This window comes from Companilactobacillus jidongensis, assembly GCF_003946575.1.
Classification (GTDB): domain Bacteria; phylum Bacillota; class Bacilli; order Lactobacillales; family Lactobacillaceae; genus Companilactobacillus; species Companilactobacillus jidongensis.
Genome location: NZ_RHOP01000006.1, coordinates 129,202 through 152,855 on the forward strand (window position 1 = coordinate 129,202; position 23,654 = coordinate 152,855).

21 protein-coding genes are annotated in these 23,654 nt (G+C 36.1%); 1 reads left to right on the top strand and 20 read right to left on the bottom strand.

What is annotated here, in order from left to right; genetic code table 11:
• Positions 1-82 precede the first annotated feature (82 nt).
• The 11 genes from EKM68_RS05490 to EKM68_RS05540 form a co-directional block, all read right to left on the bottom strand.
• On the bottom strand, positions 83-4,381 hold the full coding sequence (locus EKM68_RS05490; RefSeq protein ID WP_125588662.1) for a PolC-type DNA polymerase III: 4,299 nt from the start codon (positions 4,379-4,381) through the stop codon (positions 83-85).
• A 39-nt stretch (positions 4,382-4,420) separates the two neighbouring features.
• Positions 4,421-6,127: a proline--tRNA ligase gene (locus tag EKM68_RS05495; RefSeq protein WP_125588663.1), complete on the bottom strand. Its 1,707-nt coding sequence runs from the start codon at positions 6,125-6,127 to the stop codon at positions 4,421-4,423.
• A gap of 12 nt (positions 6,128-6,139) precedes the next feature.
• Positions 6,140-7,408, bottom strand: coding sequence for an RIP metalloprotease RseP (rseP, locus tag EKM68_RS05500; protein ID WP_125588664.1), 1,269 nt, complete (start codon positions 7,406-7,408; stop codon positions 6,140-6,142).
• Positions 7,409-7,427: 19 nt separating this feature from the next.
• Positions 7,428-8,222, bottom strand: coding sequence for a phosphatidate cytidylyltransferase (locus EKM68_RS05505; protein WP_125588665.1), 795 nt, complete (start codon positions 8,220-8,222; stop codon positions 7,428-7,430).
• Positions 8,223-8,236: 14 nt separating this feature from the next.
• Positions 8,237-8,980, bottom strand: coding sequence for an isoprenyl transferase (locus tag EKM68_RS05510; protein ID WP_025024073.1), 744 nt, complete (start codon positions 8,978-8,980; stop codon positions 8,237-8,239).
• An 18-nt stretch (positions 8,981-8,998) separates the two neighbouring features.
• Positions 8,999-9,559, bottom strand: a complete 561-nt coding sequence (frr, locus tag EKM68_RS05515) for a ribosome recycling factor (RefSeq protein ID WP_125588666.1) — start codon at positions 9,557-9,559, stop codon at positions 8,999-9,001.
• Positions 9,552-10,283: a UMP kinase gene (gene pyrH, locus EKM68_RS05520; protein WP_125588667.1), complete on the bottom strand. Its 732-nt coding sequence runs from the start codon at positions 10,281-10,283 to the stop codon at positions 9,552-9,554. The genes frr and pyrH overlap by 8 nt, the downstream gene beginning before the upstream one ends.
• A 170-nt stretch (positions 10,284-10,453) precedes the next feature.
• The gene (gene tsf, locus EKM68_RS05525; protein ID WP_125588668.1) at positions 10,454-11,329 is read right to left on the bottom strand and encodes a translation elongation factor Ts; all 876 of its coding nucleotides are present in this window, start codon (positions 11,327-11,329) and stop codon (positions 10,454-10,456) included.
• Positions 11,330-11,396: 67 nt separating this feature from the next.
• The gene (gene rpsB, locus EKM68_RS05530) at positions 11,397-12,188 is read right to left on the bottom strand and encodes a 30S ribosomal protein S2 (protein WP_125588669.1); all 792 of its coding nucleotides are present in this window, start codon (positions 12,186-12,188) and stop codon (positions 11,397-11,399) included.
• A gap of 123 nt (positions 12,189-12,311) precedes the next feature.
• Positions 12,312-12,596 carry a GIY-YIG nuclease family protein gene (locus tag EKM68_RS05535; protein WP_125588670.1) on the bottom strand — a complete coding sequence of 95 codons (285 nt, stop codon included), beginning with the start codon at positions 12,594-12,596 and terminating at the stop codon, positions 12,312-12,314.
• Positions 12,586-13,311 (bottom strand): tRNA1(Val) (adenine(37)-N6)-methyltransferase, encoded by a 726-nt coding sequence (locus EKM68_RS05540; protein WP_125588671.1) that lies wholly within the window; start codon positions 13,309-13,311, stop codon positions 12,586-12,588. The genes EKM68_RS05535 and EKM68_RS05540 overlap by 11 nt, the downstream gene beginning before the upstream one ends.
• A gap of 61 nt (positions 13,312-13,372) precedes the next feature.
• Between EKM68_RS05540 and EKM68_RS05545 the strand changes: the two genes are divergently transcribed.
• Positions 13,373-13,999: a lysophospholipid acyltransferase family protein gene (locus EKM68_RS05545; protein WP_125588672.1), complete on the top strand. Its 627-nt coding sequence runs from the start codon at positions 13,373-13,375 to the stop codon at positions 13,997-13,999.
• Between the two features lie 2 nt (positions 14,000-14,001).
• On the opposite strand, the gene purD is transcribed toward EKM68_RS05545, so the two are convergent.
• From purD to purC, 9 genes are read right to left on the bottom strand one after another with little or no spacing between them, the layout of a single operon-like run.
• Positions 14,002-15,237 (bottom strand): phosphoribosylamine--glycine ligase, encoded by a 1,236-nt coding sequence (purD, locus tag EKM68_RS05550; RefSeq protein ID WP_125588673.1) that lies wholly within the window; start codon positions 15,235-15,237, stop codon positions 14,002-14,004.
• A gap of 10 nt (positions 15,238-15,247) precedes the next feature.
• Entirely contained in the window at positions 15,248-16,786 is a 1,539-nt protein-coding gene (purH, locus tag EKM68_RS05555) for a bifunctional phosphoribosylaminoimidazolecarboxamide formyltransferase/IMP cyclohydrolase (protein WP_191987372.1), read from the bottom strand.
• The gene (gene purN / locus EKM68_RS05560) at positions 16,767-17,366 is read right to left on the bottom strand and encodes a phosphoribosylglycinamide formyltransferase (protein ID WP_125588674.1); all 600 of its coding nucleotides are present in this window, start codon (positions 17,364-17,366) and stop codon (positions 16,767-16,769) included. Before purN ends, purH begins: the two co-directional genes overlap by 20 nt.
• Positions 17,363-18,385, bottom strand: a complete 1,023-nt coding sequence (purM, locus tag EKM68_RS05565) for a phosphoribosylformylglycinamidine cyclo-ligase (RefSeq protein ID WP_125588675.1) — start codon at positions 18,383-18,385, stop codon at positions 17,363-17,365. Before purM ends, purN begins: the two co-directional genes overlap by 4 nt.
• 11 nt (positions 18,386-18,396) lie before the next feature.
• Positions 18,397-19,821, bottom strand: coding sequence for an amidophosphoribosyltransferase (gene purF, locus EKM68_RS05570; RefSeq protein WP_125588676.1), 1,425 nt, complete (start codon positions 19,819-19,821; stop codon positions 18,397-18,399).
• Entirely contained in the window at positions 19,806-22,013 is a 2,208-nt protein-coding gene (gene purL / locus EKM68_RS05575; protein WP_125588677.1) for a phosphoribosylformylglycinamidine synthase subunit PurL, read from the bottom strand. Before purL ends, purF begins: the two co-directional genes overlap by 16 nt.
• On the bottom strand, positions 22,013-22,690 hold the full coding sequence (gene purQ / locus EKM68_RS05580; protein WP_125588678.1) for a phosphoribosylformylglycinamidine synthase subunit PurQ: 678 nt from the start codon (positions 22,688-22,690) through the stop codon (positions 22,013-22,015). Before purQ ends, purL begins: the two co-directional genes overlap by 1 nt.
• Positions 22,690-22,938, bottom strand: coding sequence for a phosphoribosylformylglycinamidine synthase subunit PurS (gene purS, locus EKM68_RS05585; protein WP_125588679.1), 249 nt, complete (start codon positions 22,936-22,938; stop codon positions 22,690-22,692). Before purS ends, purQ begins: the two co-directional genes overlap by 1 nt.
• Before the next feature lie 11 nt (positions 22,939-22,949).
• Positions 22,950-23,654: a phosphoribosylaminoimidazolesuccinocarboxamide synthase gene (purC, locus tag EKM68_RS05590; RefSeq protein ID WP_125588680.1), complete on the bottom strand. Its 705-nt coding sequence runs from the start codon at positions 23,652-23,654 to the stop codon at positions 22,950-22,952.

The following is a 23,654-nucleotide window of genomic DNA, read 5'->3' on the forward strand; positions in this document are numbered from 1 at the left end:
TTCTGCTCACTCATTAATCTATAATTAACTAATAGGTAATTTAACATATATTAACAATTAAATCAACCTCTAACGCTTGACATTAAAAGAGAGAGAGCTGATTTTCATCGGGCATCCCGTCTAAAGCATGATTTTGTGTCATATATTCAATGATAGTTTTTGATACTTTACCACGTGTCGACAGGTCTTCTTTGGATAAGAATGGTTGTTCTTCACGTGCAGCAACGATCTGCTTAGCAACGTTGTCACCAAGGCCTGGAATAGCATTGAATGGTGCTAACAATGTTTTGTCATCAACTATCTTAAATTCAAATGCGTCAGATTTTTCAAGATCGACCATTTTGATCTTGAAGCCTCTTTCCAAACATTCATTGGCAAGCTCTAAAACTGTCAATAAATTTTTTTCTTTAGTCGAGGCATCCATACCTTTATCATTAATTTCTTTCATTGAATTCTTAACCGCATCTTTGCCAGTCGTCATGGATACAAGATCAAAGTCATCAGCACGAACTGAAAAGTATGCACTGTAATAATACAATGGATAATGAACCTTGAAGTAAGCGATTCGCAAAGCCATCAAAATATATGCCGTCGCATGAGCCTTAGGGAACATATACTTGATCTTCAAACACGACTTGATGTACCAATCAGGCACATCGGCATCCTTCATATCTTGTTGCCACTCATCTGGAATACCACGTCCTTTACGAACATGCTCCATGATTTGGAAAGCTGTTTGTGATTTCATACCCCAGTGAATCAAATCCATCATGATATTATCACGACAACCAATAACTTCCTTCAGAGTAACAACACCATCATCGATCAGCTCTTCTGCATTACCCAACCAAACATCAGTCCCATGCGATAGCCCTGAGATCTGTAGCAATTCAGCGAAAGTCGTTGGATGTGTTTTTTCTAACATTCCTCGAACGAACCTTGTTCCAAATTCAGGAACTCCAAGTGTACCAGTTTTAGAAAAAATCTGTTCCGGAGTGACACCAAGTGAATCTGTACTACGGAATAATTCCATAACTTCGGGATCATCAACTGGAATTGTCAGTGGATCGATACCTGACAAATCTTGCAAGGTACGAATCATTGTCGGATCATCATGACCCAGAATATCAAGTTTTAAGATATTATCATGAATTGAATGGAAATCAAAATGGGTTGTCTTCCATGCTGCATTTTGATCATCCGCTGGATATTGGATCGGCGTAAAATCAAAAATATCCATGTAATCAGGAACAACGATAATACCTGCTGGATGTTGACCGGTTGTTCGCTTAACACCTGTCGAACCCATCGCCAAACGTTCTTCTTCAGCATTACGTAATTGTTGACCAGTTAATTCTTCATAATTCTTAACATAACCAAACGCCGTTCTATCTGCAATTGTACCGATAGTACCAGCCCGGAACACGTGGTCTTCCCCAAACAAGACTTTTGTATAATTATGTGCAACTGGTTGATAGTCACCTGAGAAGTTCAAATCAATATCAGGAACCTTATCACCCTTGAACCCTAAGAAGGTTTCAAAAGGAATATCTTGACCATCTTTTTTGAGTTCAGTTCCACACTTAGGACATTTCTTATCGGGTAAATCAAATCCAGAACCAACTTCACCTTTAGTAAAGAACTCAGAATACTTACATTTAGGACAACGATAATGTGGTGCTAGTGGATTAACCTCAGTAATACCAGTCATAGTTGCAACGAAACTTGATCCAACAGAACCACGGGAACCAACCAAGTATCCATCTTTATTAGATTTATAAACTAAACGTTGTGAAATCAAATAAATAACTGAGAAACCATTACCAATAATACTTTTAAGCTCTTTGTCCATTCGCTCTTGAACAATTTCAGGAAGATCCTCACCATATAATTCGTGGGCCTTATTCATTGTCAAACTACGAATTTCTTCTTCGGCACCCTCCATTTTAGGAGTATAAAGTCTATCTTTAACCGGAGAAATCTCATCGATTAGATCCATTATTTTTTTCGGATTATCAACGATGATCTCTTGCTCTGTGTCATGATCAAGAAAATCAAATTCATCGAACATTTCGTTGGTTGTTCTAAATTGCACATCTGGCAATGTTTGACGAGCAAGAATATTGCTCTTAACTGCCTTAATAACTATCTCGCGATAAATTTTATCATGTGGATCAAGATAGTGTACATCTCCAGTCGCAACAACTGGTTTATTTAATTCTTTACCTAATTTAATAATATTCTTGAGAATTTCTTCTAATCCAGATTCATCCTTGATCAACTTTGCATCTAGCAAGTGTTGATAAACTGGTTTAGGCATTACTTCAAGATAATCATAATATTGGGCAACTTCACGTGTATCTTCATATCCCTTTTGCATCATTGTATTGAAGACTTCGCCATCTTTACATGCAGATCCAACGAGGATACCTTCACGATATTTATTCAATAAACGTCTTGGCACACGCGCCGTACGATAATAATATTCTGTCATCCCATATGAAACTATCTTGAACATATTTTTGAGTCCGGCTTGAGTCTGTGCCATTAAAATTGCATGACTTGGACGAGCTTGTTTATAGGCTTCTTCTCCACCTACGTGATCATTAAGTTGTGACACATTGGTGATTTGAAATTTATCTTCCATTTCATCAAACAACTTATACATCAAATAACCAGTTGTTTCCGCATCAGCATTGGCCCTGTGATGGTGTTCCAAAACAATATTATACCGTTTGGCTAGTGAGTCCAATTTGTGATTACGATACTCAGAATGCAATGTTCGTGAAATTTCCAGCGTGTCAATAACTGGTACTGACACGCGGTCATGTCCCATTCTTGTTAACGCAGAATTAATGAAACCTATATCAAAAGTAACATTATGTCCTGCTAGAATATCATTGCCAACAAAATCAATGAATTTCTGAATGATCACTCCCTCATCTGGAGCATCTTTCACCATATCATCTGTAATACTAGTCAAACTTGTTGTAAATTCTGACAGAGAATGATGAGGATTGATAAACTCATCAAATGACTCGACCACTTCACCATCTTTCATTTTTGTAGCCGCAAGTTCGATGATACTATCGTAAACGGCCGATAATCCAGTAGTCTCAACGTCAAAAATGACATACTCCGCAGGGTTCAATTCCTCATCTCTTAAGTTATAAGCAATTGGGTTACCTTCGTCGACCAAATCAACCTCAACACCGTAACCAATTTTTACACCGTACTTTTGACCAGCACTATAAGCTTCAGGGAAAGCTTGAAGTGCACGGTGATCAGTAATAGCAATTGCCGGTTGCCCCCATTCGCTCGCACGTTTGATCAAATCAGTAGCACTCGGAATGGCATCCATTTGACTCATATTGGTATGTGCATGTAATTCAATGCGTTTATTATCTTCTTCAGCAGCATCTTTGCGTCCTGCATGTTTGATGACCATTATGTCATTGGCCATAATCGATAGTTCACGAGAGAAGTTATCTTCTTGAACACTACCACGAGCACGGATCCATGCACCATCATCCAAGTTATCAAAGAAGGCCTCGTCATCTTCACCATTAGAGAATTTTTTCACACTAAATGAAGAAGTGTAATCTGTCACTTTTAACAGTAATAATGAACGTCCAGATTTTAGTTTCTTAACATCTTTGTCAAAAATATGACCTTCAACAACTTTGTTCCGATCCTCTTCAGTAATATCAACCATCTGTGTAACTTCAGCATCATCAGGAATCTTACGACCAATTTTGACAACATTACCCGCTGGCTTCTTGGCACGCTTCTGACTTACTTCCTGAGCTTGTGCTTGAAAATGCTTCGTCTCCTCAAGCTTGGCTGCTTCAAGAGCTTGTGCTTTTTCTTGATCCTTAGCTTCATCTACATCTACACGTATTTTGAATGGAGGGAATCCTAAAGAAGTATATGCATCTTGTATACTAGAAGTTAATTTGCCATCCATGAAATCAGCAATAAAACCACTTGAAACCGTCAAAAAAACTTGGCCATTCTCCAATTTTGGAGGGTTCTGACTAATCAATTGCGACACAACTGGTGATCTCTCTTCACAGTTCTCTAGAACATAGTTCCAATAATCACGAATATTTTTTTCAATCAGCTGAGTGTTTTCCGTATGTATATTAAAATCAACCGTCGCAATACTGTCAAATCCATCTCTCAATAAACTCACAAATATTTGAAAATCATTGAATGGAATTACATCATCAAAATCAAAGAAAAACGTCCACCGACGTGACTTTTTATGCACCTCTAATTTATCTAACTTTGCTGTTTCAAATAACTTATTTGATTCCAATAAATTATCTGCTTTGATCTGTTTAATTAAAATTTTAAAAAGTTGACTTTTATCCGACATATTTTACCCTTCAAAAAATAAAAAAAGGCTTAAGCCTCATTACTGATTCTTAAGCAATATTTTTACTGAATTTACTAATTCATCTTTACTTACTTCAATTGTTTCGCCTGTACTTCTGATCTTCAACTCAACGATATTATCAGCAGCCTTCTTACCGACTGTGATTCTGATTGGCATACCCATCAAATCTGAATCTGCAAATTTAACACCAGGACGTTCTTTACGATCATCTAATAAGACATCATAGCCTTCATCTTGTAGCAATTGCACGATTTCATCACTAAGTTTACCTTGAACATCATCATTATACTTAATTGGAACAACATGAACCTGGTATGGTGCCAAGGCTACTGGCCAAATAATCCCATTCTCATCATTATGTTGTTCAATGATAGCTGACAATAGACGTGAGATACCAATTCCGTAGCATCCCATGATCAATGGATTAGATTTACCATTTTCATCTAAGAAATTAGCACCCAGAGCTTTAGAGAATTTTGTACCAAGTTTAAAAATGTGACCAATTTCAATACCACGAGTAAATTTAATATTACCGTGACCATCTGGTGACATTTCTCCTTCTTTAACAACACGAAAATCTCTGAATGATGGTTCTTCATCTGTAATATCTTCAAAATTAGCATTGATCAAGTGTTTGTTAGCTTGGTTAGGCCCAACAACAAAGTTTGTCAATCCTTCAAGCGAACTATCATACAATACTTGAACATCATCAGCGATACCCTTAGGACCGATGAATCCTGGCACACTCTTAAATACATTTTGAACCTCTTCAGGTGTAGCCTCACTTAAGAAGTCAGCACCTAAATAGTTCTTTAATTTGACGTCATTAACTTCATAGTCTCCGCGGATCATAACTAAGATAGGCTTTTCATCTGCAATGTATGCGACAGCCTTCATAATTATTGAAGATTCAACTTTTAGTAATGAAGCTAAGGTATCAATTGTGTGTACGTCAGGTGTATCAACCAATTCAGCTGTTTTGTGTTCTGCCTCAGAATTGTCAGGCAACTTACTTGCTGCCATTTCAAGATTAGCGGAATAATCACTTTCATCTGAATAAGCAATAGTATCTTCACCAATTTCAGCAATAGCTGAAAATTCTTTGGAATCAGTACCACCCATAGCACCTGCATCACCAATAATCGAACGGTAGTTCAAACCACAAATATCAAAAATATTGCGGTAAGCTTGCTCCATTTGATTGAAGATAACATCCAATTGATCTTTGTTAGCAGTGAATGAATATGCATCATACATATTGAACTCTCTACCACGCAAAAGACCATAGCGAGGACGATCTTCATCACGATACTTCATTTGCATTTGATATAGAATTAGAGGAAGTTTTTTATAACTATTCAAACTTTCTTTTACAACACTAGTAAAGGTTTCTTCATGAGTTGGTCCGAGAATAAATTCTCTATCGTGACGGTCATTAACCTTAAATAAAGTTTGACCGTATGTGTCATAACGACCACTCTCTTTCCATAGATCCGCAGGAATGATTGCTGGCATGCGCATTTCAGCAGCGTCCATTTTGTCGTTTTCCTTACGAATAATGTCTTCGATTTTACGAATTACTGACCAAGCTAGTGGTAAGTAACTGTAAATACCAGCAGAAACTTGTCTTACATAGCCAGCTCTCAACATCAACTGATGACTTACTGCCTCAGCGTCTGATGGAGTTTGCTTTAATGTTGGAATATACAGTCTTGATTGTTTCAAATTTTTATCCCCCTATTTTATGAAAAAGCGTTGGATATCATTCCAAGTTACAGCAACCATCAATAATACTAATATGCCGACCCCAATAAGTGTAATGACATTCTCGTATTCTTCTGGAAGTGGCTTGCGTCTAATTGCTTCAATAATATTAAGTAAAATTTTCCCGCCATCTAATGCTGGAATAGGAATCAAATTAACGATACCTAAGTTCATTGATAGCATAGACATGAATAATATTATACTCAACAATCCTTGTGACGAAACTTGTGAAGTCATCGAATAAATACCAACCGGTCCAGATAACTGATTGATACTAAATCCACCAGTTACCATTTTCCCTAACACTTGTAGAATTTGTACAGTTGTTTGCCAGCTATACGTAAATCCATATTTTATTTTAGCCGAAAAACTATAGTCTCGTTTTGGCATTATACCAATTTGACCATATTTTTGACCCGATGATTTAATTGTTTTCGGAGTTAATGTAACATTAGAAACTTTATTTCCTGATTGAATCTTAAAAGTAGTCTTTTTACCTGGATATTTTTGGATAGTCGTCGACAGATCCGTCCAGTCAGTGGTTTTGTGACCATTAACTGCAAGAATTCTATCATTAGCCTTCAATCCAGCTTGTGCAGCAACACTGCCACTTTGAATTTGACCCAATTGATTACTATTGTCGATCACACCATTCATCATGAATGCAGCAATAATGGCACAAACAATCGCCAAAATAAAGTTGTTGAACGGGCCGGCAAAATTTGTAATCATTCGTTTCCATACAGACACCGATTGAAGTTGAACATCACGTGGTGCAATTTGTACTTCAGTCCCGTCCTCTTCAACGATAGTGGCATCGTGATTTACTGAATATGTTTTAATAGCAGTTTCATCACCATTTTCATATCCTTCAATCGTCAATGCATCCACCAGGTCTGCCTTGGAAATTTGAACTGGAACACCATTAGCGTCATAGACCTTACTCGAAGTAATAATCTTTCTAACTTTTTGTTCATCATTCAAAACCAAAGAGGCCATAGTACCAGGCTGTATTTCAGAATCGTCCTCTTGTGCTCCGGCCATTCTGACATATCCGCCTAGTGGCAATAGTCTCAATGTGTATGTAGTACTATTCTTTCGATATGCAAAAAGTTTGGGTCCCATTCCAACAGAAAACTCTCGAACTAAAATTCCAGATTTTTTTGCAGCATAGTAATGTCCAAATTCATGAACAATTACCAATATTCCAAAAACAATAATAAATGTAATTATCGCGGTCATTTTTACCTCCACGAATCGCCTATACTAGGCCAAAAATGTGTAGCAAAGGTAAGACAATTAACATACTGTCAAATCTGTCCAAAATCCCACCATGACCAGGTAGAATATTTCCAGAATCTTTTACCTTGTAATATCTCTTATATGCTGATTCAATCAAATCACCCATTTGTCCAAATACTGATAGAACAAACGCAATCAATAACATTGATGTCATTGAATATTGTTGTGGTACAAAGTACATATAGATACCTGAGAGAACTAATGCGGATACAACTCCACCAATAGTACCTTCCCAAGTTTTATTAGGACTGATGGCAGGCCACAACTTGTGCTTACCAATTTTACGTCCGAATGTATATGCAAAAATATCAGTTGACCAAACAACTATCAAAGCAAACATCAATAGTCCTAAACCACCATCAGAGTTTCTAACTGAAGCAAGATAATGGAATCCAGTACCAATATAAATCATTGATACAACGGAAACACCGACATCCTCAAAGTTAAACTTGTTCTTTGATAACACGGTCATTATCAATAACAAGATTGCAAAGACATAAAATACATCTAAGCGTGTAAAGCTGCCTGGTAACCAACCCTTGTAGAAGTTCAATGGTACGGCTACCGCCAGTGTTCCTAAAACTGTGATCACGAAATCCATTGAAACAATGATTCGTTTTCGCATAATATAAATCTCAAATATACCTACAACTGCCAATGCTGCTGCAGCAATCTCAAGCCAAATTCCACCCGCAAGTAAAATTGGTATGAAGATTGCCAAAGCAATAACAGCCGTGATTACACGTTGTCTCATAATCTTCCCCCAAATTAAATCGCACCAAATCGACGATCCCGGTCGTTAAAAATTTTAATATCTTCAACCAAATTATCTTTTGTAAAATCAGGCCAGTAAGTCTTATCAAAGACCATTTCTGAATAGGCCAATTGCCACAACAAGAAATTGGAGATTCTCTCTTCCCCACTTGTTCTGATTAACAAATCAGGATCAGCTAAACTTCCCAAAGGACTAGTTAATAGCTGATCCGCAAATAATTTATCATCAATGTCGTCTGGACTAATTGAACCATTAACTGCTTCTTTTGCCAAATTTTTTGCCGCATTAACTATTTCTGCACGACCACCGTAATTGAATGCAAAGTTCAACACCATACCGGTATTATCCTTAGTATCATCCATCGCTTTGAAAACAACTTTTTTGGTTTTTTCTGGCAAATGTTCAGTAAATCCAGTAACTAAAACTTTAATATTCTCTTTGATTAAGTCTGGCATAAATGTTCCAAAGAAATCTACTGGAAGACGCATTAAAAAGCTCACTTCTTTGCTGGGTCTACTCCAGTTTTCCGTAGAAAAGGCGTAAAGGCTCAACACCTTAACGCCCATGTGACTAGCTGCAGTGGCAATGCGTTTGACATTATTCATGCCTTCTTTATGACCTGCAATACGAGGTTGACCGCTACGTTTAGCCCATCTACCATTACCATCCATAATGATAGCTATATGCTCTGGAACTCTTAATTCAGAACTTAATTCACTATTATTAATTTCTGTCATAAACAATCACTCCAAAGGTTACCCTTCAGTGATTTCCTTTTCTTTATCTGCAGCAATTTGATTAATATCTGTTACTGCTTTATCTGTAACTTTTTGAATTTGTTTTTCTAAATCATGCAAATCATCTTCGGTGATTTCACTCTTTTTTTCTTGTTTCTTAATATCATCCATAGCATCACGTCTAACATTACGAACAGCAATACGAGTTTCTTCAGCTTCTTTACCAACTTGTTTGGCAATCTCTTTACGGCGTTCACCAGTAAGTTGTGGAATAACTAATCTAATTACATCACCATCATTAGCAGGGTTCAAACCAAGATCAGAAGAATTGATCGAATGCTCAATGGCATCCAATGATGTCTTGTCATAAGGTGAGATCAACAACACACGTGCTTCTGGAGTATTGATTGAAGCAACTTGATTCAATGGAACTTCTGTACCATAGTATTCTACTTTGATGTTATTAAGAATTGAGGCATTAGCTTTTCCGGCACGGATATTAGCTAATTCTTTTCTTAATACTTCGATAGATTTAGACATGTTTTCTTGAGCTTTTGAAATTGCATTATTTTCAGTCATTACTACCACCCTTTATGATTGTTCCAATGTTTTCGCCTTGAACAACCTTTTTAATATTTTCTGGTTCATTTAAATTGAACACAATCAATGGAATATTATTATCCATTGATAATGATGAGGCAGTTGAGTCCATTACACCTAAGTTTTTATTAATGATATCAAGTTGAGTCAACTCATCATACTTTTTAGCATTTGGGTCTTTCTTAGGATCTGCTGAATAAACACCGTCGACGTTATTCTTAGCCATCAAGATAACATCAGCTTCGATTTCTGCAGCACGTAATACTGAAGTAGTGTCTGTTGAGAAGTATGGATTACCAGTACCACCAGCAAAAATAACTACGCGTCCCTTTTCAAGATGTCTAACAGCCTTCCGTCTGATGTATGGCTCTGCAACTTGTCTCATTTCAATAGAAGTCTGTACGCGTGTTGGTACATCTAATTGTTCCAAACCGTCTTGTAAGGCCAAACCATTCATAACTGTGGCCATCATACCCATGTAGTCTGCTTGGGCACGATCCATTCCCATTTCAGCACCTGTTTCACCACGCCAAATGTTACCACCACCACAGACAATAGCAACTTGAACTCCAAGTTCATGCACACTCTTAATTTGTTCAGCGATTTTTTTGATAACTGGAGGGTTGATTCCAAATCCTTTATCTCCAGCCAAAGCTTCACCGGAAACTTTTAATATAATTCTTTTATACTTGATATCAGGCATAAGTACTCTCCTTTAATTTTGCTACTAAACATTTTAACATAATCAATTACGGTAGATTGAATTAATAGCCAATTTTACACAAAAATTGACTGAAATATATCCTATATACAAGAAAAGACCGTTTAATTCATAAGAATTAAGCGATCCCCTCTATAAAAATTACAAATTAATTACTTGATTTGGTTCATAACTTCGTCAACAAAGTTTTCTTGAGCCTTTTCAATACCTTCGCCGACTTCGAAACGAACGTAAGATACTAATGAACTCTTCTTTGATTCAACATATTGTTGAACAGTCATGTCTGAATCCTTAACAAACTCTTGATCAGCCAAACTAATTTCTGACAAGTACTTGTTTAGACGGCCTTCAACGATTCTTGGAACAATCTTTTCTGGCTTGCCTTCAGCTTTTGTTTCTTCAGTGAAAATTTTCTTTTCATGTTCCAAAACATCAGCAGGAACAGCTTCACGGTTCAAGTATGTTGGGTTGATAGCAGCAACGTGCATAGCAACGTCTTTAGCGACTTCTTCATCAGAACCGTTAAGAAGTGTAAGTGCAGCAATCAATCCACCATTATGTAGGTATGAACCGAATACTTGATCATCAGTCTTATCAACGATTTGGAAACGTCTCAAAGTAATTTTTTCACCAATAACAGCTGTCAAACCAGTGATAGCGTCGTTGACTGTTTCGTCACCAGCTTTAAGTGCCAATGCTTCGTCCATTGTCTTTGGTTCATTTTCAACAAGTGCTTTACCGATCTTAGCAACAAGATCTTTGAACTTGTCATTTGATGAAACAAAGTCAGTTTCTGAGTTTACTTCGTAGATAGCAGCTTTGTTACCAGAAATAACGATTTCTGCTAGACCTTCAGCAGCAATGCGGCTGTTCTTCTTGGCAGCCTTAGCAATACCCTTTTCACGAAGTTCGTCGATAGCTTTTTGCATATCACCATCAGCAGCAACCAATGCCTTTTTAGCATCCATCATACCAACGCTTGTCTTATCACGTAATTCTTTAACTTGAGCAGCAGTAATTTTAGCCATGAATATCCTCCAGTCGTATAAATAAAGCCATCTTGCTCAGATGGCTCTATTTATAACTATTATCTTTTTATTTTTCTGCGTTACCATTATTATCAGCTGATTCAGCAACATCTTCAATTGACTTGTCAGATGAAGCATCGTCATTCTTTGCGAAATCATCAGCAGCAACTGATTCTTCACCTTGTTTGCCTTCAACGATAGCATCAGCCATCTTAGAAACAATTAGGCGAACGGCACGGATAGCATCATCGTTTGATGGGATGATAACATCGATGTCATCAGGATCTGTATTTGTATCAACCATAGCTACGATAGGAATGTTAAGTTTCTTAGCTTCGTTAACAGCAATGTTTTCCTTGTGAGGGTCAACAATGAACATAACATCAGGAATTCTTGGCATATCTTCGATACCACCAAGGAATTTCTCCAACTTAGCTTGTTGTTTTTCAAGCAAAGCAACTTCTTTCTTAGGAAGGCGTTCAAAAGTACCGTCTTCTGACATTGCTTTGATATCCTTTAATCTCTTAATACGTTTTTGGATTGTGTTCCAGTTAGTCAAAGTACCACCTAACCAACGATGGTTAACGTAGTATTGACCAGCACGTGTAGCTTCTTCTTCAATAGCATCTTGTGCTTGTTTCTTAGTACCAACGAATAAGAAGATACCGTCATCACCGGCAACAGCCTTCATATAATTGTAGGCATCGTCGATCATGCGAACTGTTTTTTGTAAATCAATGATGTAAATACCATTTCTTTGTGTAAAAATAAATGGCTTCATCTTAGGGTTCCAACGTCTTGTTTGGTGTCCAAAATGTACACCGGCTTCAAGTAGTTGTTTCATAGAAATAACTGACATAAATAATTCCTCCTGGTTTTTACCTCCACTTAAGTCGTGTTCAGTTGACACGCCGTAGCGCACCAACAACTGAATCGTTAAGTGTGTGTATTCAATACAAGAAAATATTATAGTGGAATACCGTTACGAAATCAAGAAATCTCGCCAATTAATTCCTTCACTAAGTAAAAAAGTTTCTTTTTTCTTGCGACTAAACTTTTTTAATTCAATTTCTCGTTTTAATGCATCAGACTTATTATGCTGATTTTCGTAATAAAGTAGTTGTACCGGTCGGCGCGCTTTGGTATATTTAGCGCCCTTACCTGCATTATGAGTTGATACTCTCTTTGATACATCATTGGTTGTACCAATATAAAATGTTTTGTCTGCACACAATAATATGTAAACGAAGTAATTGTTATTTTCCATCAATTATTCTTTTACCTTCCAAACTTAAATTATCGCCATCATACATTATCAGATCTGGTTCAACTATAAGCGATGCTGATTTAACTGTTTTAATTGCATCGACTAAGACCAAGTTAGCATCATCATTAGCATGCGACCTGACAAATCGTATTCTCTTAGCTTGAAGAAGATTTTGAGACATTCCTGTGAATAAGTCACCTAATCGATCGGGCCGATACACAATGTATGCGTGAGCATTCTCCTTCAACAGAACCTTAATCGTATACAATACTTCATTAACATTTGTTTTCAGCTCATGTCTTGCGATTGCCAAAACTTGATTATCTTTGGTCAATGTTGTTTGCTTTGAAGTAAAGTAAGGTGGATTACAAACTAATACATCAATAGAATCATGTAATAAATAATTCTGAATCTCTTTAATATCCGTATTAATAACTTTAACCTGTTTTTCTAATCCATTTTCAATTACACTCATTTGAGCCAACTTGGATAATTGTTCTTGGAGTTCAACTAAATAAATATTTGCTTTTGTTTTTGAAGCCAAACTTAGTCCAATTGCACCATTACCGGCACATAAATCAACAATTTTTCCTTTTTTTACAGTTTTTGCAAAATTATAAAGTAAAATAGTATCTAGATTAAACGAATACAATTTTTTATCTTGGAAGATTTTAATTCCACTATTGGAAATTATATCCTGAGAAAGATTAGACATGTTACACCTGCTTTGTGTTATTTTATTAAAGTAAAAATTATTTTAGGGAGAATGATAATTAATGTTTTATAAATTCATCCGTGTGATTGCCAGAGGAATCGTCTTCTTGTTGAATGGACGATTTGAAATCAATGGTAAAGAAAACATACCTGACAAACCATTTATCATTGTTGCACCACATAGAAATTGGTGGGAACCCATTTTCTTTGCCTTAGTAATTGCACCCAAAGAAGCAACCTTTATGGCAAAAATAGAGTTATTCAAAAATCCAATTTTAAGATATATTTTAGTTCATGCGCACGCTTTTCCCGTAGATCGTAAGCATCCCGGACCTTCAGTAATCAAAACACCTGTCAAAGCATTAAAGAAAAAAGGGCAAGTATTAATTATGTTTCCTTCTGGAACCAGATATTCTGAAGATTTAAAAGGTGGAGCGGCATTAATTGCTAAACTATCAAAAGCACCACTAGTTCCATTTGTTTATCAAGGACCATTGAAGTTCTCTGGATTACTCAGACATCAAAAAATAACTATTGGTGTTGGTCCAGAAATTGACTTTGATTTTAAAGCCAAACTTGATGAAACACAAACAAAACAAGTCAACGATGATATGGAATTAGCTTGGAACGAAATTGACAAAAAGATTGATCCTAATTTTAAATATATCCCACCTGTAAAAAATAAATAACCTTATAAGTATAAACAAAAAATATTTTCTTGCTTTAGTTTTTTCATTTCTTGATAAATTAATTTTTGAGTGGTCTCCAAATCATCCCCATGCGTTTTAACAACGAATAATCTACCGCCATTGGAATCAAATGAATCTCCATTAAGCTTAACACCAGCATAATTAATATCACAATTCAGATTTTCAAATGACTCAGTTGTTCCTAAATTTGCATTTTTAATGGGTAAATCAGGATATCCACTCACGGATGCAAATACACCCAAATCCACTCCCGATGTTTCCCAATTGATCTCAGGATTATCACCATTCAAAATTGAAAAAATAACATTTGATAAATTGTTTTTGAGACGTGGTAAAACGACCTCTGTCTCAGGATCACCAAATCTAACATTGAATTCAATTACCTTGATTCCTTTGTCAGTCAGGATTAACCCTGCATACAAAACTCCCGTGTACTTAATATGATCTTCAGTTAAGGTTTCTATAAATGGCTTGAGCACCTTATTTACCGCCCGGTCATAAGTAGACTGTGAAATATTGTTTACAGGACAAATTGCACCCATTCCACCAGTATTTGACCCTTTATCGCCATCTCTTAACTTTTTATAATCCTGAGCCGCAGGCATGGGATAAAATTTGCCATTATTGACAAATGCCATTAAGGAAAATTCTTCACCATCCAGATACTCCTCAATAACGATTTTACTTGTTTCAAACTTGTGTTCATTTAATAAACCACTAGTTATTTCAATCGCCTCGTCAAAATCTTTAACAATATATACACCTTTGCCGGCCGCAAGACCATCAGCTTTGATAACAACCGGATACTCAGATAGATGATTCAAATATTTTTCCGCTGCTTTATAGTCTTTAAACTCAGAGTACTCTGCAGTGGGTACATTAGCCAATTTAAGAAGTGACTTTGTAAATGACTTTGAACCTTCGATCTGTGCAGCTCTTTTATTTGGTCCAAAGACTCTTAATCCATGTGCTTCAAAGAAATCAACAATTCCATTAACTAGCGGCGCTTCAGGACCAACTATGGTATATGCAATGTTCTCTTTGATAGCAAAATTGACCAAACTATCAAAATCATTTTCATCAATATTAGCCGAATGAATGCCTGATAACTTCATGCCATCATTTCCTGGTGCACAGAATACTTTATTATTCTTAGATGATAGTGCGTCACATATAGCATGTTCACGAGCGCCAGATCCAATTACAAGTATTTTCATATTTTACCTCTTAATGTCTAAAATGACGTCTGCCTGTACAGATCATTGAAATACCATATTTGTTAGCCATATCAATTGAATCTTGGTCATGAATCGAACCACCAGGTTGAATGATGGCTGTTACTCCATGTTCTGCGGCATATTGAACACAGTCATCCATTGGAAAGAAAGCGTCTGAGGCCATGACCAACGGTGTCTCCGTATTATTATTTTCTTTCTGCTCGATGGCAATTTTAACTGATCCGATACGATTCATTTGTCCTGCTCCAACACCGAGTGTCTTATCAGTTGTGGAAATAATAATGGCATTACTCTTAACATGCTTAACGACTTTTTGACCAAATAATAAAGCTTTGATTTCTTCTTCGGTTGGTTCCTTTTCTGTAACAACTTCGAAATCATCAATGCTATCAATTGTACTATCACGTTCTTGAACCAAGAGTCCACCCATAACTGAAACGTATTCGTACTTATCAGCATTCTTAGATTCATCAAAATCAACTGTCAAAAGTCTGATATTTTTCTTCGATTCAAGGATTTGCAGAGCTTCATCAGTAAAGCTAGGAGCAATAACTATCTCTAGGAAAATCTTGTGTAACTCCTTAGCAACTTCTTCTGTGACTTCGCGATTAAGGGCGATGATCCCCCCAAAAATGGAAATTTTATCAGCACTATAGGCTTTTTGCCATGCCTTATAGATGCATTCATTATCAACACCCACTCCACAAGGATTCATATGCTTAAGTGCGGCTACACATGGTTGGTCAAAATCAGCAACAATTCGTAATGCGGCATCAGCGTCTTTAATGTTGTTAAAAGACAATTCTTTACCATGCAGCTGTACTGCAGATGCAATTGAATATTGTGTTGGCAATGAGCTCTTATAGAATGCGGCTTTTTGATGAGAATTTTCCCCATAGCGTAATGATTGTTCAAAATCATAAGACAACGTTTCAATATCAGGAAATTCTTCGCGATTAAGGTTTGACAGATATCCAGCAATAATGCTGTCATATTGTGCTGTATGTCTAAATGCTTTAGCAGCTAATTTTTGTCGGAAAACTAAAGCATCTTGATTATCCAAATGTTCAATAACAACTTGATAATCCAGTTGATCTACCACCACAAAAACACTCTTATAATTTTTTGAAGCCGATCTGATCATTGACGGACCGCCAATATCAATCTGTTCAATGGCTTGATCTAGAGTTACATCAGATTGAGAAATTGTTTCTTTAAACGGATATAAATTGACACAAACTAGGTCAATCGTATCGATGTGCAATTTTTTTAAAGTTTCCATGTGTTCTGGATTATCTCTTTTAGCCAACAAACCGGCATGTACTTTGGGATGTAATGTCTTAACACGTCCATCTAATATTTCCGGAAAACCTGTTACTTCGTCGATTTCAATTACGGAAACGTTGTTTTCTTGCAATTTTTTATATGTTCCGCCTGTTGATATAATTTCATATCCCTTTTCAATCAAGCTCTGAGCAAATTCAACAACTCCAGTTTTGTCTGAAACACTAATCAATGCCTTTTTCAAAATTAACGTTCTCACTTTCTCTTTTTATTAAATCAAGAATTACTTTGATATACATCTCATGTTCTTTAGTGTGAATCCGTTCTTCTAATGTTTCTACGTTATCAGTTCTTAAAATTGGAATATGACTTTGACAAATAATTGGCCCAGTATCAACATTTTCATCAATGTAGTGAATCGTTACACCGGTTTCTTCGTCACCCGAATCAAATGCACGTTGAATTGCATCTAAACCTGAAAATTTTGGTAATAGTGAAGGGTGAATATTTATAATCCTATTTCTATACTTATTCAAAAGTTCACTAGTTACTACTCGCATATAGCCTGCTAGAAAAATATATTCAATGTTCAAAGGAGACAACTTGTCAACGATAGTTTTTTCATATTCTTTTCTATTAGGGAAATTTTTGAGTTCATTAACAAAAACTGGAATCTTAAACTTATTAGCCTTTTGTATTACTGGTGCATTTGGTTGATCACAAACCAAAATTGCTATCTCTAAACCTGCATTTTGCAATTTGCTAGAATTAACAATTGCATCAAAATTAGTACCATTACCTGAAGCAAAGATGGCTACTCTCATGCATCCACCCCCGTTAATTCAATACTATTTTTAGTTTTGTTTACAATATCGCCAATCTTCCAAGCTTGTAAAATGGATTTGTTTAACTCTGCTAACACAGTGGCTGCTTCTTTTGAATCAACCGCTAGAATCATCCCTAATCCCATATTGAAGATATGATACATATCATCAGTTTTGATTGATCCATATTTTTGAACTGCAGTAAATATCTCATTTTTTACCCACCTGTTGGTATCAATCACAGCAGAAAGTTCATCCGGCAACATTCGTGGAATATTTTCATAGAATCCGCCTCCGGTTATGTGAGCAATTCCATGGATTTCTTTATGATTCAATAGTGGCAAGACATCTTTAACATAGATTTTAGTAGGTTCTAACAAATAATCTCCGAGTGAACCATTTGGCAATTCAGGCAACACAGAATCCATTTTAAAATCGTGATCTTTGAAGAAAATCTTTCTAATCAATGAATATCCATTTGAATGAAGTCCGCTAGAAGAAATTCCAATTAGTATGTCATCAGCCTTGATATTAGATTTATTTAAGACATTATCTTTTTCGCAGATTCCCACGGAGAATCCAGCAATGTCATAACTTGTTTCGGAATAAACATCGGGCATTTCAGCAGTTTCTCCACCAATAAGGCTGGCATTTGCTTGACGGCAACCTTCAATGACACCAGTGAGTATTTTTTTAACTTTATCGTCAATTTTTCCAGTTGAAATATAATCTAAAAAATACAATGGCATAGCACCCTGTGCAAGAATGTCATTAACACACATTGCAACACAATCTATCCCAATCGTGTCAAGTTTCCCATTTTCAGTAAGGAGTAGCTTAGTTCCAACGCCATCATTGCTAGAAATCAAAACAGGCTTTTTATACCCTTCTGGAATTTCATACATGCCACCAAAATTACCAATATTAGATTTATTATCCGCGGTATTTTGCTTAACAAATTTGGAAATTTGATAACCTGACTCAACATTTACCCCTGCATCTTCGTAAGGATTTGTCATTACTATCTCCTTTATAAATCTTTTTCTACTTCATCGGCGTAATCATACAAATAAGTTGGATATTTACCATTGAAATATGATAGATCCAGACCTGAATCAGGCAGACTACTACCGTTACTTAATTCAATGGCATCAACTAATCCCTCTTCACTTAAGAACTCTAGGGAATCAGCATCAAACATTTTACGCATCTCTTCAATTGATTTATGAGAAGCAATCAGTTCACTTCTCTTTTGAATATCAATTCCAAAAAAACATGGAAACCTAAACTCTGGTGAAGCAATTCTTAAATGCACTTCACGCGCACCAGCATCGCGTAACATTTTGACAATGTATGCGCATGTTGTTCCACGTACAATTGAGTCATCTACTAAAATTACACTTTTATCTTTGACTACACCTTTAACAGCTGCCAATTTCTGACGAACACTTTTTTCTCTCAATTCTTGCGTAGGCTGAATGAATTCACGACCCATATATTGATTTTTAATAAGTCCCATTTCATATGGAAGTTTAATTGCTTCAGCGTAACCACTGGCTGCCGATAGAGATGAATTAGGAACCCCAACAACAATGTCGCCATCAGCTGGACATTCTTCAGCCAAATTTCTTCCCATGCGTTTTCTAGCAGAATGAACATTTATTCCTAACAAATTAGAATCAGCTCTGGCAAAGTAGACAAATTCCATTGAACAAAATGCTAACTTAGTATCTGTCGTCCAATTATCGATCTTCATACCTTCGTCGTTAATTGTGATTAGTTCGCCAGGTAAAACATCACGAACAAACTTAGCATTGACCGCATCTAACGCACACGTCTCACTGGCGACTACATAAGAACCATTCTCTAATTGACCAATTGATAATGGTCTGAAACCATTTCTGTCTAGAGCAACAATTAATGAATCTCTGGTCATCAGCAGATATGCAAATCCGCCTTGGATTGTATTAAGTGATTCTTTTATCTTGTCGATTAAATTTTGCTTTTTGGACTTTTTGATCAAGTGCATTAAAACTTCAGAATCTGAACTTGATTTAAAAATATGACCGCTCTGTTCAAGTTCCTTCTTTAAAGTAATAGCATTAGTCAAATTTCCATTATGAGCTAGAGCAAATTGATCATCGGTAAAATCAAATAACAATGGTTGAACATTTTCAATTTTGTTTTCTCCAGCTGTAGAATACCTAACATGACCGATTGCTGAATTGCCCGTTAGTGCATACAAATTTTTTTGATCTGCAAAAACTTGCGAGACAAGTCCAAGGTTGCGATAACTCATTAACTTGCCATTATCATTGGTAACTATTCCAGCACCTTCTTGTCCACGATGCTGTAAACTATGCAATCCAAGGTATGTTAAATAGTTAGCATTTTCTGCGCCCCAGACACCAAAAACTCCACATTCTTCATTCAAGCTTTTTACTTCATTAAACATGGGATTGCCTCTTTCCAGTTACTCAAAGCCTCACTTAATTCAATATCCATCTCATTATCACTTGTATGAATAGAAAATACTGAATCATTAGTCACAAAGCCAAGACACTCAAAATTATCTTTAAAGATTTTTTCTAAGGATTTCTTATCCTTACTTTCAATTGTTACCAAATATCTTGACTGCGTTTCAGAAAACATTTGCTTAGCTGTTAACGATGTTTGAATATTGAATCCTAACATGTTTTCAAAAGCCGACTCTGAAATTGCCGCAACTAGACCACCATCGGATAAATCATGACAACTCTTTAATAAATTATTTTTTATAGCTTTTAAAATCAATTGTTGATTATTCAATTCAACATCTAAGTCAATTTCATTTAACTTTCCTTGAACAGTTCCTAATTGTTGTTCTTGTATCTCAGAACCATTGAAATCATTACCAGTGCTGCCTAACAAATAAATCAAATCTCCTGAATTCTTAAATGACGATGTAGTGATATGACTGATATCCTCAATCAGACCCACCATTCCAATCATTGGGCTTGGATATATTGCTTCTTTATTGAATTCATTGTATAAAGATACATTTCCAGAAATAACCGGTACGTCGAACTTATTACAGACATCAGCGATTCCTTGAACACTTTGATCTAATTCCCAAAATATTTCAGGATCTTCTGGATTTCCATAATTTAAACAATCAGTTATTCCAACTGGAATTCCACCACTAGCCACAATATTTCTGGCAGCTTCCAAGACAGTTATCTGACCTCCAATATACGGATCCACATAAACGTATCTAGAATTACTATCGTTCGTTGCGGCAATAGCTTTTTTTGTTCCCCTAATACGAACAACACCAGCATCACTACCCGGTCTTACGACTGTGTTGCTCTTAACTTGTGAGTCATATGTCTCATACAAATATGACTTAGAAGCAATCGATGGACTCTTTAAAATGTTCATCCACGATTCCTTAAACGATTCTAATTCTGGTTCAAATTGAGTATCATCATTTTCAAATCTTGCCGGTTTGATACCATGGTGATCGTATTCAGGAACATCTTCCGTCAAACTATCGATTGGGATATCAACGACCAATTTGTTTTGATGATAAATCTTATATTGCTTATCAGAGGTTACCTTTCCAATAATTACAGCATCCAAGTTATATGCTTCAAAGAAATCTAATACCGCATCTTCAAACTCTGGTTTGATACATAAAACCATTCGTTCTTGAGATTCAGATAACATCATTTCATACGCACTCATATCAGCTTCTCGTTGAGGAACATTATCTAAATTTAACATCAGACCACTTTGAGCTTTTGAAGCCATTTCAGCCGTTGATGATACTAATCCAGCCGCCCCCATGTCTTGAACTCCCAAAATCCAATCCGAATGCTCTTGAATAATTTCCACACAAGCGTCCATCAATAGTTTTTCAATAAATGGATTACCAACCTGAACCGCTGAACGTTGTTTCTTTTTTTTGTTTGAAAACTCATCTGAGGCAAAAGTAGCCCCGTGAATTCCATCGCGCCCAGTTGTTGAACCCACATATACGATTAGATTATTGTTCCCACTTGCTTGGCCATGTTTAAATTGCGTATTATCCAACAAACCTATACACATAGCATTAACTAACGGATTTTTTTCATAGCATTTCTCAAATGTAATTTCTCCACCAATAGTTGGGATACCAATGCAATTACCATATCCACCAATTCCGGCAACTACTTCTTTGACCAAATGTTTAGTTTGATCGTTATCGATTGGGCCGAACTTCAGACTATCGAGTAATGCAATTGGTGTTGCACCCATTGAAAAAATATCTCTAATAATTCCACCGACACCTGTAGCCGCACCTTGGTATGGTTCAACTGCAGATGGATGGTTATGACTCTCTGCCTTAAAAACTACTGCCTGATTATCACCAATATCGATAATTCCGGCATCTTCACCAGGTCCAGCCAAGACACGGGAACTATCATTTGGCAACTTACGAAGAACCTTTTTCGAATTCTTATATGAACAATGCTCGCTCCACATAACAGAATACAATCCGGTTTCAGTGTAGTTTGGCAATCTACCCAAAATCTTTTCACTGATTAATTTATACTCAGAATCACTTAATCCCCATGTTTGATAAATTTTTTCTTTTTTAATTTGTGCTGGTGTTGGTTCACTCACTATATATGCACCCCATTCTTTTGAGTTTCTAACATCGACTTGAACAGTTTCAAACCATCATCTGAACCTAGAATAGATTCAATTGCTCGTTCTGGGTGGGGCATCATACCTAATACATTTCCTTGCTTATTAGTAATTCCAGCAATTTCTTCAACGCTACCATTTATATTTTGACCGTATCTGAAAATAACTTGATTATTCTCGTTTAATTCTCGTAATGTTGCTTCATCACAGTAATATCTACCCTCACCATGTGCAATTGGGATAATGATTTTTTCATTCAAATTATATTTATTAGTAAAAATTGTCTTATTATTTTCAACCACTAATTCAACCTGTTTGCATATAAAACAGTTTTGACGGTTATTAGTTAACGTTCCTGGTAATAATCCGATTTCTGTTAAAATTTGAAATCCATTACAAATTCCTAAAACGGGTTTCCCTTCGTTGGCTAATCTTATAACCTCTTTGATAATTGGTGCATGGCTAGCTATTGCACCACTCCTAAGATAATCCCCATATGAGAAACCACCAGGAATTAAAATCCCATCATATCCATCTAATGATTCTTCCTTGTAACTAACTAAATCAGCTTCTTGCCCAATTCCTTTACTAACAGCGTAGTAAAGATCCATGTCACAATTAGAACCTGGGAAAACGATGACTGCAAATTTCATTAGGCTTCCTCCGCAATTTCATAACGGTAGCTTTCAATGTTTGGGTTTGCTAGTAATCCATCACAAATTTCATCAACATCTTGTTCAAGATGTTCGGCATTATCATCGAATTTTAATTCAAAATATTTACCCATTCTTACTTCAGATACATTAGGATACCCCATCGTATGTGTTGCATCTTTGATAGCTTCACCTTGTACATCAACAACTGAATCCTTTAAAGTTACATATATTTTGACAAGAATCATTTCTTTTCTCCTTATTTAGCTGTTAATCTATCCAGCACTTTTTGATATGTTTCAACTAAATCGCCTTTTTTTTGTCTAAAAATATCTTTGTCTAACGATGTATGACTGCTTTGATCCCATAAACGGCAGTTATCCGGAGAAAATTCATCTACAAGAATAACCTTTCCATTCAAACGTCCAAATTCTAATTTGAAATCAATCAAATCAAGTTTCTTGTCATCAAAGAATTTGATCAACAGATGGTTAACTGCTAGAGCCTGTTCTTTGACATATTCAATTTCTGATTGAGTAGCAATCCCTAACGAAATCACTTGTGAGTCATTGATAAAGGGATCATCTAACTTGTCACTCTTGAAATAAAATTCAATGATCGGCGTTTCTAACATCTCACCTTCGATCAAATCAAATTTCCTTGCTAAACTTCCAGACACGCGATTTCTCAAAACCACTTCCAATGGAATGACTTCAGTTTTTTTGATCAATTGCTCATGATCAGAGATATTTTTGATTACATGTGTTTCAATACCATTTTCAATCAAGTAATCAAAAACCAATGTTGATATTTGACAATTCAGTATTCCTTTTCCTGGAAACATTTCCTTACGCTTGCCATTCAAAGCCGTGGCTTGATCCTTGTAGACCACTAATAATTCATCTTCATTGTCAGTTTTGAATAAATCTTTAGCTTTTCCAGAATAAATCAGTCGGTTATCCAT

Bases quoted from the DNA above. Each gene is read 5' to 3' on its own strand.
- EKM68_RS05510 (WP_025024073.1), bottom strand. From the start codon at position 8,980: ATGACAGAAATTAATAATAGTGAATTAAGTTCTGAATTAAGAGTTCCA.
- purD (WP_125588673.1), bottom strand. From the start codon at position 15,237: ATGAAAATACTTGTAATTGGATCTGGCGCTCGTGAACATGCTATATGT.
- EKM68_RS05545 (WP_125588672.1), top strand. From the start codon at position 13,373: ATGTTTTATAAATTCATCCGTGTGATTGCCAGAGGAATCGTCTTCTTG.
- purQ (WP_125588678.1), bottom strand. From the start codon at position 22,690: ATGAAATTTGCAGTCATCGTTTTCCCAGGTTCTAATTGTGACATGGAT.
- frr (WP_125588666.1), bottom strand. From the start codon at position 9,559: ATGACTGAAAATAATGCAATTTCAAAAGCTCAAGAAAACATGTCTAAA.
- EKM68_RS05490 (WP_125588662.1), bottom strand. From the start codon at position 4,381: ATGTCGGATAAAAGTCAACTTTTTAAAATTTTAATTAAACAGATCAAA.
- EKM68_RS05535 (WP_125588670.1), bottom strand. From the start codon at position 12,596: ATGGAAAATAACAATTACTTCGTTTACATATTATTGTGTGCAGACAAA.
- tsf (WP_125588668.1), bottom strand. From the start codon at position 11,329: ATGGCTAAAATTACTGCTGCTCAAGTTAAAGAATTACGTGATAAGACA.
- EKM68_RS05540 (WP_125588671.1), bottom strand. From the start codon at position 13,311: ATGTCTAATCTTTCTCAGGATATAATTTCCAATAGTGGAATTAAAATC.
- purN (WP_125588674.1), bottom strand. From the start codon at position 17,366: ATGAGAGTAGCCATCTTTGCTTCAGGTAATGGTACTAATTTTGATGCA.
- purF (WP_125588676.1), bottom strand. From the start codon at position 19,821: ATGTTTAATGAAGTAAAAAGCTTGAATGAAGAATGTGGAGTTTTTGGT.
- rseP (WP_125588664.1), bottom strand. From the start codon at position 7,408: ATGACCGCGATAATTACATTTATTATTGTTTTTGGAATATTGGTAATT.
- pyrH (WP_125588667.1), bottom strand. From the start codon at position 10,283: ATGCCTGATATCAAGTATAAAAGAATTATATTAAAAGTTTCCGGTGAA.
- rpsB (WP_125588669.1), bottom strand. From the start codon at position 12,188: ATGTCAGTTATTTCTATGAAACAACTACTTGAAGCCGGTGTACATTTT.
- EKM68_RS05505 (WP_125588665.1), bottom strand. From the start codon at position 8,222: ATGAGACAACGTGTAATCACGGCTGTTATTGCTTTGGCAATCTTCATA.
- purS (WP_125588679.1), bottom strand. From the start codon at position 22,938: ATGATTCTTGTCAAAATATATGTAACTTTAAAGGATTCAGTTGTTGAT.
- purC (WP_125588680.1), bottom strand. From the start codon at position 23,654: ATGGATAACCGACTGATTTATTCTGGAAAAGCTAAAGATTTATTCAAA.
- purM (WP_125588675.1), bottom strand. From the start codon at position 18,385: ATGACAAATCCTTACGAAGATGCAGGGGTAAATGTTGAGTCAGGTTAT.